This is a genomic window from Kordia sp., assembly GCF_050633145.1.
Taxonomy (GTDB): Bacteria; Bacteroidota; Bacteroidia; order Flavobacteriales; family Flavobacteriaceae; genus Kordia.
This window is the reverse complement of the sequence record NZ_JBOEFY010000020.1, coordinates 137,659-153,083: the sequence shown is the minus strand read 5'-3', so window position 1 is coordinate 153,083 and position 15,425 is coordinate 137,659. Positions and strand designations below refer to the sequence as shown.

At 32.3% G+C, this 15,425-nt stretch carries 10 protein-coding genes and 1 tRNA gene; 8 read left to right on the top strand and 3 right to left on the bottom strand.

The window, feature by feature from the left end; all coding sequences use genetic code 11:
- Positions 1-174: 174 nt before the first annotated feature.
- Positions 175-2,592, top strand: coding sequence for a helix-turn-helix domain-containing protein (locus ACRBBL_RS10440; RefSeq protein WP_431368986.1), 2,418 nt, complete (start codon positions 175-177; stop codon positions 2,590-2,592).
- Between the two features lie 77 nt (positions 2,593-2,669).
- Entirely contained in the window at positions 2,670-4,514 is a 1,845-nt protein-coding gene (locus tag ACRBBL_RS10435) for a cation:proton antiporter (protein ID WP_431368985.1), read from the top strand.
- 318 nt (positions 4,515-4,832) lie between these two features.
- Here the strand turns inward: ACRBBL_RS10435 and lepA are convergent, their stop codons facing one another.
- On the bottom strand, positions 4,833-6,629 hold the full coding sequence (lepA, locus tag ACRBBL_RS10430; protein WP_431368984.1) for a translation elongation factor 4: 1,797 nt from the start codon (positions 6,627-6,629) through the stop codon (positions 4,833-4,835).
- A 157-nt stretch (positions 6,630-6,786) separates the two neighbouring features.
- On the opposite strand from lepA, the gene ACRBBL_RS10425 reads away from it, so the two are divergent.
- On the top strand, positions 6,787-9,192 hold the full coding sequence (locus ACRBBL_RS10425) for a TonB-dependent receptor domain-containing protein (protein WP_431368983.1): 2,406 nt from the start codon (positions 6,787-6,789) through the stop codon (positions 9,190-9,192).
- 57 nt (positions 9,193-9,249) lie between these two features.
- Complete coding sequence (gene dusB / locus ACRBBL_RS10420) at positions 9,250-10,242, top strand: tRNA dihydrouridine synthase DusB (protein ID WP_431368982.1); 993 nt, start codon at positions 9,250-9,252, stop codon at positions 10,240-10,242.
- Between the two features lie 205 nt (positions 10,243-10,447).
- Here dusB and ACRBBL_RS10415 read toward each other — a convergent pair whose 3' ends face one another.
- Positions 10,448-11,626: an ABC transporter permease gene (locus tag ACRBBL_RS10415; RefSeq protein ID WP_431368981.1), complete on the bottom strand. Its 1,179-nt coding sequence runs from the start codon at positions 11,624-11,626 to the stop codon at positions 10,448-10,450.
- Positions 11,627-11,659: 33 nt separating this feature from the next.
- Positions 11,660-12,052 carry a 30S ribosome-binding factor RbfA gene (rbfA, locus tag ACRBBL_RS10410; protein WP_431369052.1) on the bottom strand — a complete coding sequence of 131 codons (393 nt, stop codon included), beginning with the start codon at positions 12,050-12,052 and terminating at the stop codon, positions 11,660-11,662.
- Positions 12,053-12,231: 179 nt separating this feature from the next.
- Between rbfA and mce the strand changes: the two genes are divergently transcribed.
- The 4 genes from mce to ACRBBL_RS10390 all read left to right on the top strand — a co-directional run bounded on the left by mce (position 12,232) and on the right by ACRBBL_RS10390 (position 15,314).
- Positions 12,232-12,633, top strand: a complete 402-nt coding sequence (mce, locus tag ACRBBL_RS10405; protein ID WP_431368980.1) for a methylmalonyl-CoA epimerase — start codon at positions 12,232-12,234, stop codon at positions 12,631-12,633.
- Positions 12,634-12,686: 53 nt separating this feature from the next.
- A tRNA-Ile gene (locus ACRBBL_RS10400) sits at positions 12,687-12,760 on the top strand.
- Between the two features lie 215 nt (positions 12,761-12,975).
- Positions 12,976-14,181, top strand: coding sequence for a tyrosine-type recombinase/integrase (locus tag ACRBBL_RS10395; RefSeq protein ID WP_431368979.1), 1,206 nt, complete (start codon positions 12,976-12,978; stop codon positions 14,179-14,181).
- A 161-nt stretch (positions 14,182-14,342) separates the two neighbouring features.
- Positions 14,343-15,314 carry a hypothetical protein gene (locus tag ACRBBL_RS10390; protein ID WP_431368978.1) on the top strand — a complete coding sequence of 324 codons (972 nt, stop codon included), beginning with the start codon at positions 14,343-14,345 and terminating at the stop codon, positions 15,312-15,314.
- Positions 15,315-15,425 lie beyond the last annotated feature (111 nt).

Genomic DNA, 15,425 nt, shown 5'->3' with positions numbered 1-15,425 from the left:
TTAACCGAAAATAAATCAAAATTTGTTCATTGTTTGAAATAACATATTAACGTAAGTTTTATATAACTGAATTCTTATATATTTAGTTTTTTAAAGAGCGTGTCAAACAAAGCAGTACAAATGCAACACAAACCTATACAATCTATTTTTTACCTTTAAAGCAAGAAATGTCTCATGGGAACCAACAAAGAACTAGACTTAGCATTTAATTTTATAGAAAAAACGAATAGAAATTTATTTCTAACGGGTAAAGCTGGTACAGGAAAAACTACTTTTTTACACAAAATAAAGGCGGAATCATTAAAACGATTAGTGGTAGTAGCGCCAACAGGTGTTGCTGCAATTAATGCAAAAGGAGTAACTATTCACTCATTTTTTCAGTTGCCGTTTGAACCTTTTATTCCAAGTGCTACGGGTAGAAACACTACAGTTCAACGTAAATTTAGCAAAACCAAAATCGATATTATAAAATCCTTAGATCTTGTTATTATTGATGAAATTAGTATGGTGCGCGCCGATGTTTTAGATGGTATAGATGAGGTATTGCGTAGGTATAAAAATAACACCAAACCTTTTGGCGGAGTACAATTATTATTAATTGGCGATCTACAACAACTTTCGCCAGTGGTGCGTCCAAATGAATGGCAGTTATTGAAAGACTATTATAAAACGGCGTATTTTTTTAGCAGTATTGCGTATCAAAAAGCAGCAATATTAGCTATTGAACTAAAATATATTTATCGACAGCAAAATCAAAAATTTATAGGGATTCTTAATGAAATTCGTAATAATAAACTTTCTAACGCTTCCGCTGAAATTTTAAATAAACAGTATCAGCCAGATTTTAATCCCACAAAAGAAGATGGCTACATTACACTCACAACACATAATAATCGTGCAGATGCTATCAACCAAAAAGAATTAGACAATTTAGATACAAACGAAAGGGAATATGTTGCTAACATTTCGGGTGATTTTAATGAAAAAATATATCCAAATAGTGAAAATTTAGTACTGAAAGAAGGAACTCAAGTCATGTTTATTAAAAATGATAGTTCACTTGAAAAGCGTTATTACAATGGAAAAATCGGTACTGTAATTCATTTGGATGAAGATGCAATAACTGTAAAATGTTCAGAAGATGATATCATTGAAGCAACCTATGAAACTTGGGAAAACATAAAATACACACTCAATAAAGAAACAAAAGAAATATCTAATACTGTTGAGGGAACATATACGCAGATTCCGTTACGATTGGCGTGGGCAATCACCATTCATAAAAGTCAAGGTTTAACGTTTGATAAAGCTATTATCGATGCCGAAGCTTCTTTTGCACACGGACAAACATATGTAGCGCTAAGTAGATGTAAAACTTTAGAAGGAATAGTATTAAAAACACCTATAAAAGCCGCGAGTATTATTAGTGATACTACTGTAAATACATTTACAGAACAATTAGAAGAAAACGAGCCAAACGAAGCTGATTTAACCGCTGCTAAAAAAGCATATCAGTTAGATTTAATGAGTGAAGTATTTGATTACTATTCATTTTTGCATCCAATAAAAAGGCTGATCGATATTTATTACAAAAATACAAATACACTTACCGGAAATATTCTGCAACCACTTAAAACTATTAAAGAACAAGGAATTACTCCTTTACTGAAGATTAACAATTCGTTCAAAAATCAATTGGAATCTTTAGCAAAAACAGTTGAAAACCCAGAACAAGATGCTACCATTCAAGCGCGTTTTAAAAAAGCAATTGCGTATTTTAAAGATCAAACCAAACAAAATATAGCAACTGTTTTAAGTACGTTTACGTTTACAACGGACAATCAAGCCGTATCAAAAGATATTGAAAGACAATTGAAGGATTTAGAAGATAAATTGGCAATTAAAACTAAAATTTTAGAAGCGTTATCAGACAACTTTTCAACAGAGAATTATTTAAAAATACGCGCAAATTCCATCCTAGAAGTTTCGGAAATTAAGGTTGTAAAACGACAAATAGCAACCTCTACTAAACACGAAGAATTATTTGAAGACTTACGATTGTTTAGATTGAGTATTTCTAGCTCTGAAAATATACCACCATTTCAAGTATTTACTCAAAAATCATTATTTGAAATGTGCGAATTATTACCAAGTACTTCTAAACAACTCAAAAAAGTACACGGTATGGGCAAAGTACGTGTAGAAAAATACGGTGAAGAAATTTTAGAAATCATAAATGAGTATGCTTCTAAAAATAATTTGACGCCAAAACAAGAAGAAGTCGTTATTGAAGTTGAGAAGAAAAACACCAAAGAAATTTCGTTCGATTTTTTTAAAGAAGGTCTCTCCATTGAAGAAATTGCAGAAAAACGAGCTTTGGCTGCTTCTACAATTTTTGGGCATTTAGGACACTATGTTGGCGAAGGAATTATAGATATTACCGAAATACTATCAGAAGAAAAAGTGGCTAAAGGACTAGAAATCATCAAAAAAAATACGTTTGAAAGCTTAAATGAACTTAAAGAAATTGCAGGCGCTCATTTTTCGTATAACGAACTTCGAATCTTGGTAAAATATAGTGAAGAGAAATAGTTTTTAATATAACGATATCTAACTTAGGTTAAGTTTATAATTATTAAATTTACAATTCAACTCAAAAAATAGCATACATGCTCGAATTAGCGGGAATTATTATTTTAGGAATATTGGCACAATGGGTTGCGTGGAAGTTTAAAATTCCAGCAATTCTGCCTTTAATTTTAATTGGTTTATTAGTTGGACCAATTGCAGCAGAATATTTTTCAGAAGATGGCACCAAGTGGATTGAACCAATATGGAATGGTAAAAAAGGACTGTTTCCAGGAGACAGCTTGTTCTATTTTGTTTCACTAGCCATTAGTATTATTTTGTTTGAAGGTGGATTGACACTGAAACGTTCTGAAATTAAAAATGTGGGTCCTGTGATTACGAAGTTGATTACGCTCGGTTCAGCTATTACATTTTTTGGCGCTGGTATTGTGGCGCATTTTGTGTTTGGATTGAGCTGGGATTTATCATTCTTATTTTCTGGATTAATCATTGTAACTGGACCTACTGTAATTACGCCGATTCTTCGAAACATTCCGTTAAAAAAAGACATTTCAACCGTTTTAAAATGGGAAGGAATTTTAATTGATCCAATAGGCGCTTTAGTTGCCGTTTTGGTATTTGAATTTATCAGTGTAGAAGGCGATAGCGGTTTTACAAAAATTGCACTGATGGAATTCGGAAAGATCATCTTATTTGGAACTACCTTCGGATTTACCTTTGCACATGCATTAGCATTCTCCATTAATAAAAAGCTCATACCACATTACTTACTTAATGTAGTTACGTTATCTGTTGTATTACTAGTTTTTGTAGCTTCAGATACGTTTGCACATGAATCAGGATTATTGGCAGTTGTAGTAATGGGAATGGTTTTAGGGAATGGAAAACTGGAAAGCATTAAAGAAATTCTGTACTTTAAAGAATCACTGAGTGTATTGCTCATTTCGATATTATTCATACTTCTGGCAGCAAATATAAACATGGCCGATTTGCTATTGCTTTATAATTGGGAAACGGCTGTTTTATTTTTGATTGTGGTGTTTGTCATACGACCATTAGGTGTTTTCTTGAGTACTACAAAATCAAAATTAACCATAAATGAAAAACTCTTTATAAGTTGGGTTGGACCACGAGGAATTGTGGCAGCCGGAATAGCTTCATTATTTGGAAGTAAACTCGTAAAACAAGGTGTTGAAGGAGCCGAATATATTACACCATTGGTATTTATGATTGTTCTTGGAACGGTTTTACTCAATGCAACTACAGCACGATTATTTGCTAAAATAGTTGGTGTGTTTTTGACAAAATCGGATGGAATTTTAATTGTTGGCGCTTCTAAAGTATCACGATTATTAGGGCATTATTTAGAAAGTAACGGACGACATGTGGTTTTAATTGATAGCAATCAGACGAATATCGCGAAAGCTAAAGAACTAGGCTTAGAAGCCATTAGCACAGATATTTATTCTAATACATTGACAGATAATATAGAATTGAACGATGTTGGTTATTTAATGGCACTTACTGGAAACTCTGGAATTAATAAGTATGCTATTGATAAGTTTGGAGAGGAATTTGGAGAAAACGGCTCATTCCGATTGGTAACACGAGAGGAAATGCTAGACGAAAATAACAACCCGAAGGAAGGCTTGTTTTCACATACTGATGATTATAATTCACTTACTGAAGTGACTTTAAAATATCCTTCAATTCAAGAAATTGTAATTAATGATAAAGCACATTATAAGAGCTTAATTGAAATTACAAATACAGATAAGTACATTATTCCTTTATTCATAAAAGATAAAAATGCAGAGCTTAAAATTATTTCTTCATACAATACAGAAGTTGATGAAATAGGCGAAAACTGGAAGCTGGTATACTTAGGGAAACCGTTTGATATAGAAGAAACGGAAATGAAATAGTTCGTTTTACTTTGACAAGCTCAGCACAAGTGCTCACAGATGTTAGACCGCTATTTGCTTTGCTCATTGCTTTTAGACTTGTTCCTGTGTAGGCAGGAATCTCTTAGATGCGCTTCTCTTTTAGATTTTTAGACTTTTTGAAACGTCATTATTAGGAGTAACCTGTTTCAAAAGTAGCAGATAGCTTCACGTTGTTCGCTATGACGTTTTAAAACCTCTCAATTCTCAATATTAACAACTAAATACTATTCTACTAAAACAAAAAAAGCGACTGTAATCATCTTACAATCGCTTTTATATATTTATAATTTGTTTCTTCTAGTCGTTCAGTTTTAGTACTGCCATAAACGCTTGTTGAGGTATTTCTACATTACCAACTTGGCGCATACGCTTTTTACCTTTTTTCTGCTTTTCTAATAATTTACGCTTACGCGAGATATCACCACCGTAACATTTTGCAGTTACATCTTTACGAAGTGCTTTAATCGTTTCACGCGAAATAATTTTAGCTCCAATTGCTGCCTGAACAGGAATATCAAACTGTTGTCTTGGAATTAATTCTTTCAGTTTCTCACACATCTTTTTACCAATATTATATGCGTTATCTGCATGAATTAAAGCAGAAAGTGCATCAACAGATTGTGCGTTCAGTAAAATATCTACACGAACTAATTTCGATTTACGCATTCCAATTGGCGAATAGTCAAATGAAGCATATCCTTTAGAAACCGTTTTCAATCGATCATAAAAATCAAATACAATTTCTGCCAAAGGCATATCAAATGTCAACTCAACACGTTCAGTCGTTAAATATGTTTGATTGGTAATTAAACCACGTTTTTCAATACACAATGACATTACGTTTCCAACAAAGTCAGATTTTGTAATAATAGTTGCTTTTATATAAGGCTCTTCTACACGATCTAAACTTGACGGATCAGGTAAATCGGAAGGATTATTTACAATGACAATTTCGTCTGGATTCTTTCTTGTAAATGAGTGGTATGATACATTAGGAACTGTCGTAATTACAGTCATATTGAACTCACGCTCCAAACGTTCTTGAATAATTTCCATGTGTAACATTCCTAAGAATCCACAACGGAAACCAAAACCTAAAGCGGCAGAACTTTCTGGTGTAAATACCAAAGAAGCATCATTTAACTGTAGCTTCTCCATTGAATTACGAAGTTCTTCATAATCTTCAGTATCTACAGGGTAAATTCCTGCGAAAACCATAGGTTTTACGTCCTCAAACCCTTCAATAGCATTGGTTGTTGGGGTTTTAGCATCTGTAATGGTATCACCAACTTTTACTTCACGAGCATCTTTAATTCCTGTGATTAAATATCCAACATCACCTGTTTTAATTTCTTTCTTTACAACTTGATTTAACTTTAAAGTTCCAACTTCATCGGCACCGTACTCGTTTCCAGTTGCTACAAACTTGATAAGTTGTCCTTTTTTTATAGAACCATTCATGACTCTAAAATACGTTTCTACTCCACGAAAAGGATTGTATACAGAGTCAAAAATTAAGGCTTGTAACGGTTCGTCATACACACCTGTTGGGTGCGGAATACGATTAATAACAGCTTCTAAAATATTGTCGACACCAAAACCTGTTTTTCCACTTGCGTGAATAACTTCTTCTGGGTCACAACCTAACAAGTCAACAATATCATCGGTTACTTCTTCAGGATTGGCACTTGGTAAATCTACTTTATTCAATACTGGAATAATTTCCAGATCGTTTTCTAAAGCCAAATATAAATTAGAAATCGTTTGTGCCTGAATGCTTTGAGCAGCATCAACAATTAACAAAGCACCTTCGCAAGCAGCAATGGATCGTGAAACCTCGTACGAGAAATCTACGTGTCCAGGAGTATCGATCAAATTTAAAATATACTCTTGTCCTTCATGTGTATATTCCATTTGAATGGCATGCGATTTAATCGTGATTCCACGTTCACGTTCTAAATCCATACTATCTAATAATTGATCTTGCTTTTCTCGCTCAGTTACAGATCCAGTAAAATCTAACAATCTGTCAGCCAATGTACTTTTTCCGTGATCAATATGTGCAATAATGCAAAAGTTTCTAATGTGCTTCATTTATCTCTATAGCTAATAATTTGCAAATATAGTTTTTTACTAGGTAAATACACGTGTTTTAGATATAGATACGAAGTTTTTTTAATTATAGATGTAGCTTTTTTTCTACGTTCAATAAAAATCAATATATTTGCGCCGAATTAACCAAACCATAGCCATGAACCTAAAAATCACAAGTTTAATTGTGTTTTTTACATTTTTTACTGCATTGGGACAAGAAACGTATCAAGTCTCAGGTAAATTGATTGCTTCCGATTCGGAAACGGCAATCTCTTTTGCCAATGCTGTACTACTTCAAAACGGCGATGTGATTAAAGGAAATTCTTCAGAAACTTCGGGTACATTTTTAATTGAGAATATTACTCCAGGAAATTATACAATAAGCATTAGTTTTTTAGGCTATACAACATATAGTAAAGATATTGAAGTAACAAGAGACTTGAATTTGGGAACTATTGTACTTCAAAAAGATATGGAAGCGCTTGATGGAGTTACTATTACAAATAAAAAACCTGTACTAAAGCGTGAAATTGACCGTTTGGTATTCAATATTCAAGGAACAGCGCTTACCGAAGAAAACACTTGGGAAGTACTGCGTAGAACGCCTGGAGTTATTGTAGTAAACAATACGTTATCTATTAAAAATAGCACACCAACGGTTTATATTAACGATCGAAAAGTACATCTTTCTGCAAGTGAAATTTATCAATTGCTTGAAGGAACACCTGCAGAAACGGTAAAATCGGTTGAGGTAATTACCAATCCACCAGCGCGTTATGATGCGCAAGGTGGCACAATTTTAAACATTGTGATGGATAAAAACTTGATTTTAGGGTATCATGGAAGTGTATATGGAAACTTTACACAAGGTGTTTTTCCGCGTTATAATGCAGGAATCAATCAATTTTACAAGCGCGGGAAGTTTAATATTTTTGCAAACTATAATTATACGCACTCAAAGATCAATAGAGACAATGATGAGCACATTAATTATTTAGATAATACAAGCACTACGTCTATTTGGAATTCGCTTATCAATAGAAATGAATGGTCAAATAAGCATAATTTAAATTTAAATATTGATTATGAATTAGACGCAAAAAATACCTTAAGTTTTTCTGGAAACTTGCTATATCTGCCGTATTGGAAACGAAATACATTCACCAATTCGGTTGTGGACGATCAAACTGTGGCGAATGAAGACTTCTCGTTGATAGCAATTAATAGGTTTAATCAAGATAAACACAATTTAGGTTTAAATGTAGATTATGTACATCAATTTGAAAAAGAAGGAGAGAAGCTTTCGGCAAATGTACATTATACAGATTACGATAAGATAGATGATCAACATGTTTCAACAGATTATACAGTTGTAGACAATCCTGATTTTTCTACAGCATTTACTACAAATGCCTATCAGCGTACGAATATTTTGAGCGGACAGGCTGATTATGAATTGCCTATTAGCGAGACAGCAAATTTTGAAGCAGGAGCAAAAGTTGCAAACATAGAAACAAAAAGTAATTTGTGGCAGTTTGATATAGAGAATGGAGTTTCTATACTAGATACCGACAATTCTGATACATTTCAGTATGATGAATCTATTTATGCAGGATATGTTAGTTACGCAAAAAGTTGGGAAAATTGGAGCTTGAAAGTTGGATTTAGAGGAGAGCAGACAGAAATAAAAGGAAATTCACTTGGGACCAATCAAATAAATACACAAAACTACTTTGAATTGTTTCCAACGGCGTATATCAGTCATAAAGTATCAGAAAAAGTCAATATTTATGCAGACTTTAGTCGAAGAATTCAACGACCAAGTTTTGATGATTTGAATCCGTTCCGATATAATTTTAACGATTTTTCGTTTGTAACGGGGAATCCGCGATTACAACCTTCAATTGCTAATAGCTATAAAATAGGAACAGAAATAAACAGTAAGTTTTTTATTGAAGCTTTTTATATTTACAATAAAAGTGAAATTTATCAACTAACAATTCAAGATAATGTTAATAATATTCTACAATACATTCCTTCTAATGTAGATAATAATCGATATTATGGAATAGATTTCATTACTTATTTCTCAGTGCTAGATAATTGGGATGCTTCTATCACTACATCTTTTTATAACAATGAAGATACATTTACAACAGCAGAAAATGTTCGTGTAACGCAACAAAAATGGGCAAATTATACTTCGATTGATAATAATTTTACATTCTTAAAAGACCAAAGCCTTACTGCAAATGTTTCTTTTTTATACTTATCACCAGTAGTTTTAGGGTTTTCAGAGGTTTCTTCAAGAAATTCACTGAATCTATCATTACGTAAAACACTTTGGAACAAAAAAGCTACGATTTCTTTAACTGTAAATGATATCTTAAACGGTCAAGAACTTACAAACACTGTTCAATATTTTAATCAAAACAGTTTTTACCGTGCAAATTATGATTTACAAACCATCCGTTTAGGCTTCCGTTACAACTTCGGAAATACAAAACTACAAACCAATCAGCGCACAAAATCTTCTGCTGAGCAAGAACGTTTGAAAGAGTAACTTACTACGTTACAATTTTTCATGTATCTTTGCCGAATCTTTATAGAATAACGTATTGTGGTTAAAATAGGAGACATAGAATTACCAGACTTTCCATTGCTATTAGCACCAATGGAAGATGTAAGTGATCCGCCATTCCGAGCATTATGCAAGGAACAAGGCGCAGATGTTGTGTATACAGAATTTATTTCTTCAGAAGGACTCATTCGCGATGCTGCGAAAAGTACCATGAAGCTTGACATTTACGAAAAGGAACGCCCTGTAGGTATTCAAATATTTGGTGCAAACTTAGATTCGATGTTAAAGTCAGTTGAGATTGTCGAAAAATCAAATCCTGATATTATAGACATTAACTTCGGTTGTCCTGTAAAGAAAGTCGTTAGCAAAGGCGCAGGTGCAGGAATTTTAAAAGATATTGATCTAATGGTTTCCTTGACAGAAGCCATGGTAAAACATACCAAATTACCTGTAACGGTGAAAACTCGTTTGGGTTGGGATGAAAATACAATCAAAATTGTTGAAGTTGCCGAACGTTTGCAAGACGTTGGTTGTGCTTCTATTGCAATTCATGGACGTACGCGTGCACAAATGTATAAAGGAGAAGCCAACTGGCATCCAATTGCAGAAGTGAAAAACAATCCGCGTATGCACATTCCGGTGTTTGGAAATGGTGATGTAGATTCTCCAGAAAAAGCCATGTTGATGCGCGATAAATTTGGTTTAGATGGCGCAATGATTGGTCGTGCAAGTATTGGGTATCCTTGGTTTTTTAGAGAAGTAAAACACTTTTTTGAAACAGGCAAGCATTTAGCAAAACCAACCATGGAGGAACGTATAGATGCAGCACGCCGTCACTTACAAATGTCTATTGATTGGAAAGGTGAACGTTTAGGTGTGTTTGAAACGAGACGACATTATACAAACTATTTCAAAGGAATTCCGCATTTTAAAGAATACAGACAACGTTTGGTCACTACCGATGATTCTGTAGGTGTTTTTCAAGTATTGGATGAGGTAAACGAGAAGTTTGGAGATCATCAATTTGTGTAAAACCTTTTGAATTATTTTGATACGTTATTACGAGTCAGCATGACGAAATAATCCGTTACTTTAGAAAAAGATAGCTTCACGTTGTTCGCTATGACGTTTCCAAGAAATCTAACAATCTAAAAGCGAAGCAAGTCTAAAAGATTCCTGTCTTCACAGGAACAAGTCTAAAAGGCAAAGCTGAATCTAAGCGATAGCAGTCTAACACCTAAGAATTCGCAATAAAGTCTTTTGTAATTCTTTTACTTGCTAAGTACGAAGCTATAATGCCCAAAATGGTAATGGTTAAAAATACCGTTACGCAATTCATAAACTCTAACTCCACAGGATAGGGTAAGGTTGACGTAATGTAAAATATTTTGAACTGCAATTGTAGATATACAGCAATCACGCCAAGTATAATTCCTAACAATCCACCCAAAGTGGTAATAATAATTCCTTGATAAAAGAAAATGCGCTTTATATCTTTTACGGTTGTTCCCATACTAAACAGCGTTTTCATATTGCTGCGTTTGTCTAAAATCATCATGACAATAGCACCAACAACATTAAACAAGGCAAGAATCAATACCAGTGTAAAAATCAAGTAAATCGCTAAATTTTCGGTATTCAGCATTTTGTACAATGCATCGTTTAGCTCAATTCTATTTTTAATAATAACTTCATCATTAAAAACGCTAGAAATTTTTTCTTTTACAGCAACTTCATCACTTTCTGGAAGTAAATCAAATTCGATATTGGTTATTTGGTTTACTTCAAATTCAAGTAATTCTTGTGCTAATTCTAGGTTGGTAAATACGTATTTATCATCTAAATCTTCATTAATACGATACACACCTCTAGTTATAACTTTTATTTTTTCATACGGGTTTTTAGAACTGCTTGTAATGCTTTTTGTGCCTGGTTTCGGAACTATAATTTCGAGCAAACCACTATAATCACCTGCAATCAAGCCTAAAAGTCTAGAAATACCAATACCTACAACGGCACTATCATATTCATTTGGATCCATCCAATTTCCTACAAACATAATACTGTCCATGGCATTGACCTTTCTAAAGTATTGATCAACACCTTTAATGTTTGCAATATGATGTTTGTTTTTTAAACCCAATACCACACGTTCTTCTACCACTTGGGAAAACGATACAATTTCTGGAATTTCTTGTAATTCTTTGAGTTGTTGTGCACTTACGTGAAAAGACTTTCCGGTTGCCGCTTCAATCTTAATATCTGGATCAAAATCATTGCTAAATGACAAACTAAAGGTTTTTAATCCTGCAAATCCTGATAGTACAATGAACAAAGCCAATGCACCAATCACAACTACGACACTCGTAACGATGTTGATAATATTAATGGCGTTTTGCGAACTCTTAGAGAGCATATAACGCTTGGCTATGTATAAAGGAAATTTCAACTAGGATTTCTTTCTTTTATCTAATAAATCAGGGTCTTCAATTGGGTTTTCTTCGCCTTTTAGCGACTTTTCTATGTTTTCAATGTATTCCAAAGAATCATCTACATAAAACGTCAAATTAGGCACTTTACGTAATTGGTGTCGAACACGCTGCGCTAAATCGTGCTTAATTAAAGGTGCATTCGACTGAATTCCTTCTAGCAATTCTTTTCCTTTATTATGTGGAAAAATACTTAAATATACTTTGGCTACAGAAAGATCTACCGTAACATTAACTTTCGTTACTGAAATAATAACGTTCGTTAATCCACCACTTCTTGCTGCACCTTGCAAAATGTCTACCAAATCTTTTTGTAAAACACCTGCTATTTTTTTCTGTCTGTTACTTTCGATATCACTCATAATCTGCAAAAATATAATAATAACACCACAAAACGTTGACATTACTACTGAATTGCAATAACTTTAGGCAATAATTGAGATTTAACTGCTCAAAGCTTGTCTAAAATATTATTTTTCATGCTTATAGAGCTAATTTATAACGGTAGTTGACAATTAAATTACATAAAAACGTGAATAAAATAGAACATATTGGAATTGCAGTCAAAGACATTGAGGCATCCAACCAATTATTTGCCAAGTTATTCAACAAAGAACATTACAAAATGGAAGAAGTAGAAAGTGAAGGTGTAAAAACATCTTTTTTTCAACTTGGTGAAAGCAAAATAGAACTTTTAGAAGCTACTCGTGAAGACAGTCCTATTGCGAAGTTTATTGCTAAAAAAGGGGAAGGCGTACATCATATTGCTTTTGATGTAACGGACATTCACGCTGAGGTTGAACGGCTTAAAAGTGAAGGTTTTATAGTGTTAAACGAAACGCCTAAAAAAGGGGCAGATAATAAATTAGTGGTCTTTTTGCACCCAAAATCAACCAATGGTACGCTCATAGAGTTGTGCCAAGAAATAATTTAATGCAATTTAAATTTTTTCGGAATTAAAAAAAATAGTAATATTGCACCCGCATTGGTCCCATAGCTCAGCTGGTTAGAGCATCTGACTCATAATCAGAGGGTCCTTGGTTCGAGCCCAAGTGGGACCACTTTTTGCAAAAGCTTTACAGAAATGTAAGGCTTTTTTTGTGCCCTAATTTTACCGTAACCGCCATCTTTCCAAGTTATTTAGCCAATTTTCACATGCACTTATACTTTTCTGTAATTTCTCAGAAATGATTAAAAAGAGGTTGCAAAAAAGGTTGCAGTTTTAAATTTAGAGGTTGCATATTATTTAACACAATATCAGATACTTATAAAATCAATGAATACACATAAAATAAATATATTATACATCTTATCTTCGAGTAGGATAAGGAAAGACAAGAAAGCTCCTATTTATTGTAGAATAACATACAATAAACAAAGGAAAACGTTTAGCACAGGACAATTTGTGAATCCTAAACATTGGAATAGTAAGCAACAAGTTGTTAAACCACCTGATCCAAGTAGTAAATTAATAAATACTCAATTAAGCCTGATTAAGACAAAATTTAATCAGGCTTTTTTAATGCTTCAAGTTAAAAAAGAATCTTTTGATGTAAATGATATATACAGGCTTTACAGAGGCGAAAAAGATAATAAAGAGTACAATACTGTTGAATACTTTGATCGCTACTTAAACAAGCTAGAAAAGCTTGTAGGGATTGATATTGAGAAGAAAACTTGGAAAAAGTTTGAACACGTAAAAAGAGATGTGAAATTCTTTATTAAATGGAAATACAAATCAATAGATTATCCTTTGAAAGATTTGAAACAACAATTTTTAACTGATTTTGAATATTATTTAAAAACAGAAAGGAAATTAGGTCAAGCTACTATAAACAAAGTAATTCAGAGGTTTAGAAAACCTATTAGAATTGCAGTTGCAGAAAACTATTTGGATAAAGACCCATTTATGCTATTTAAGGCTAAAAGAGTAAAGAAAGAAATAGTGTTTTTGACCAAGGATGAATTAGACTTATTGGAAAAGTATAAATTCAGTCAAACTAGACTTCAGTTTGTGAAGAATTTATTTGTATTCTGTTGTTATACAGGCTTACCATATATAGAATTAATGAATCTAAAACACAATCATATTATTAATGGATTTGATGGTAATAAATGGATAAAAACTAAAAGGGTTAAAACCTCGAAAGATTTATCAATTCCGTTACTGCCAAAAGCATTAGAAATTATTAATTACTATGATGAAGATGATTATGTATTTCCAAGAATAAGTAACCAAAAATATAACTCTTTCCTAAAGGAAATTGCTTCAATTCTAGGAATTGAGAAAAATTTGACTACGCATATTGCTAGAAAAACTTTTGCTACAACTGTATTGTTATATAATGATGTGCCAATGGAAATAGTATCTGAATTATTAGGACATTCTAGTATGAATATTACACAGGCTCATTATGGGAAAATAGTACAAAAGAAAGTTAGTGAAGAAATGAACAAATTGAATAATAAATTAAAAAAATAGCTACATTTACAAAGTGATATAATTATCATAAGACATAGAAATTAAGTGTTTGCTTAAAAAGTCTCCTTAATCAGGAATCCGCCAGATTTCAATATTTAACTATAGGAGCAGTTAGAGCAGATGCACACTCATAATGGGTGTGTTATCTCTTTGCTGTTGGTATGGTTAAAGTTTCTGGCGGAACTTCTGATTTTGCTGACACTAAGGCAAGAGGTTCACACCTTTTTTCTTTTCAATCAATTTATAAACAATTCTATTGGAACCTCGTAGAGCTTAAACTAACAAGTTTTATGAGAGTTATTTTAAAGATGTTTATTATCAGTTTACTAGTTTTTAGTTGTCAAAAGGAAAATCAAAATAAGAATAAATTTAAGTTTGAATATTTAGATGATTCAAATATTATTATAAGTGACTCAATAAGAATAAAATTTAATTTATACTTCAACAATATTTCAATTAGAAATGCTAATAAATCATTAGCTAATATCAATAAACATAGTGAAGAAAAGGGAACGCTAAAGGCTTTTTTACTTAAGAATGATAACCACAACCCGTATACTCCTCAAAGATTAAAGAGAATAAAGACAACTAATGATTATGGTCTCGATAACCATGTTTTAGATAGTTTATTTTATGAGAGTTTTGATTTAGATCAATTGACATTTTTAGCAGATGAATATTATCAAGAAATTGAAAACCTTAGACTAACTAGATTAAAGTATGATGATCAAATATATAATATAATAAGATGTATATATGATTTTAAAAGACCAATAACTTTCTACGATAATTCAATAGGTTTTAATCTTGAATTTAAAAATGTCTCATCAAAGAATATAAAATATTTTGAAGGGATATTATACGTTAACAACAAAAACATGGATAATGTTTTATCTACAGATATTAATTCTTCAGTTTTGAATCAAAATATAGTTCCTAATCCATTAAAAGCTTCTAGTCTTGATAATTGGAATATAAGAGCTATAAATACCTACAGTAGTAATCCACACGATTTAAGGTTAAATGTTTCTAGTTCCATAGAGTCAACTTTAAAAAATAATTACAGTGATTTAATTATTCTGTTTGTCCCTAGCAAAATTGTATTTGAAGATGGAACTATTTTGAAAAATTAGTGTAAAATTTTTTCAATTTTTTTCAGTCAACTTCATTATTATTTGGAAAAGTATTCTTTTAAAAAAACATCCCCCCCAATATTTTATTTGAGAATATCATATTTATGAGGA

What these genes read in the sequence shown, in the direction of transcription:
- ACRBBL_RS10440 (WP_431368986.1), top strand. Translation starts at nt 175, where the DNA reads ATGGGAACCAACAAAGAACTAGACTTAGCATTTAATTTTATAGAAAAA.
- ACRBBL_RS10435 (WP_431368985.1), top strand. Translation starts at nt 2,670, where the DNA reads ATGCTCGAATTAGCGGGAATTATTATTTTAGGAATATTGGCACAATGG.
- lepA (WP_431368984.1), bottom strand. Translation starts at nt 6,629, where the DNA reads ATGAAGCACATTAGAAACTTTTGCATTATTGCACATATTGATCACGGA.
- ACRBBL_RS10425 (WP_431368983.1), top strand. Translation starts at nt 6,787, where the DNA reads ATGAACCTAAAAATCACAAGTTTAATTGTGTTTTTTACATTTTTTACT.
- ACRBBL_RS10415 (WP_431368981.1), bottom strand. Translation starts at nt 11,626, where the DNA reads ATGCTCTCTAAGAGTTCGCAAAACGCCATTAATATTATCAACATCGTT.
- ACRBBL_RS10395 (WP_431368979.1), top strand. Translation starts at nt 12,976, where the DNA reads ATGAATACACATAAAATAAATATATTATACATCTTATCTTCGAGTAGG.
- ACRBBL_RS10390 (WP_431368978.1), top strand. Translation starts at nt 14,343, where the DNA reads ATGGTTAAAGTTTCTGGCGGAACTTCTGATTTTGCTGACACTAAGGCA.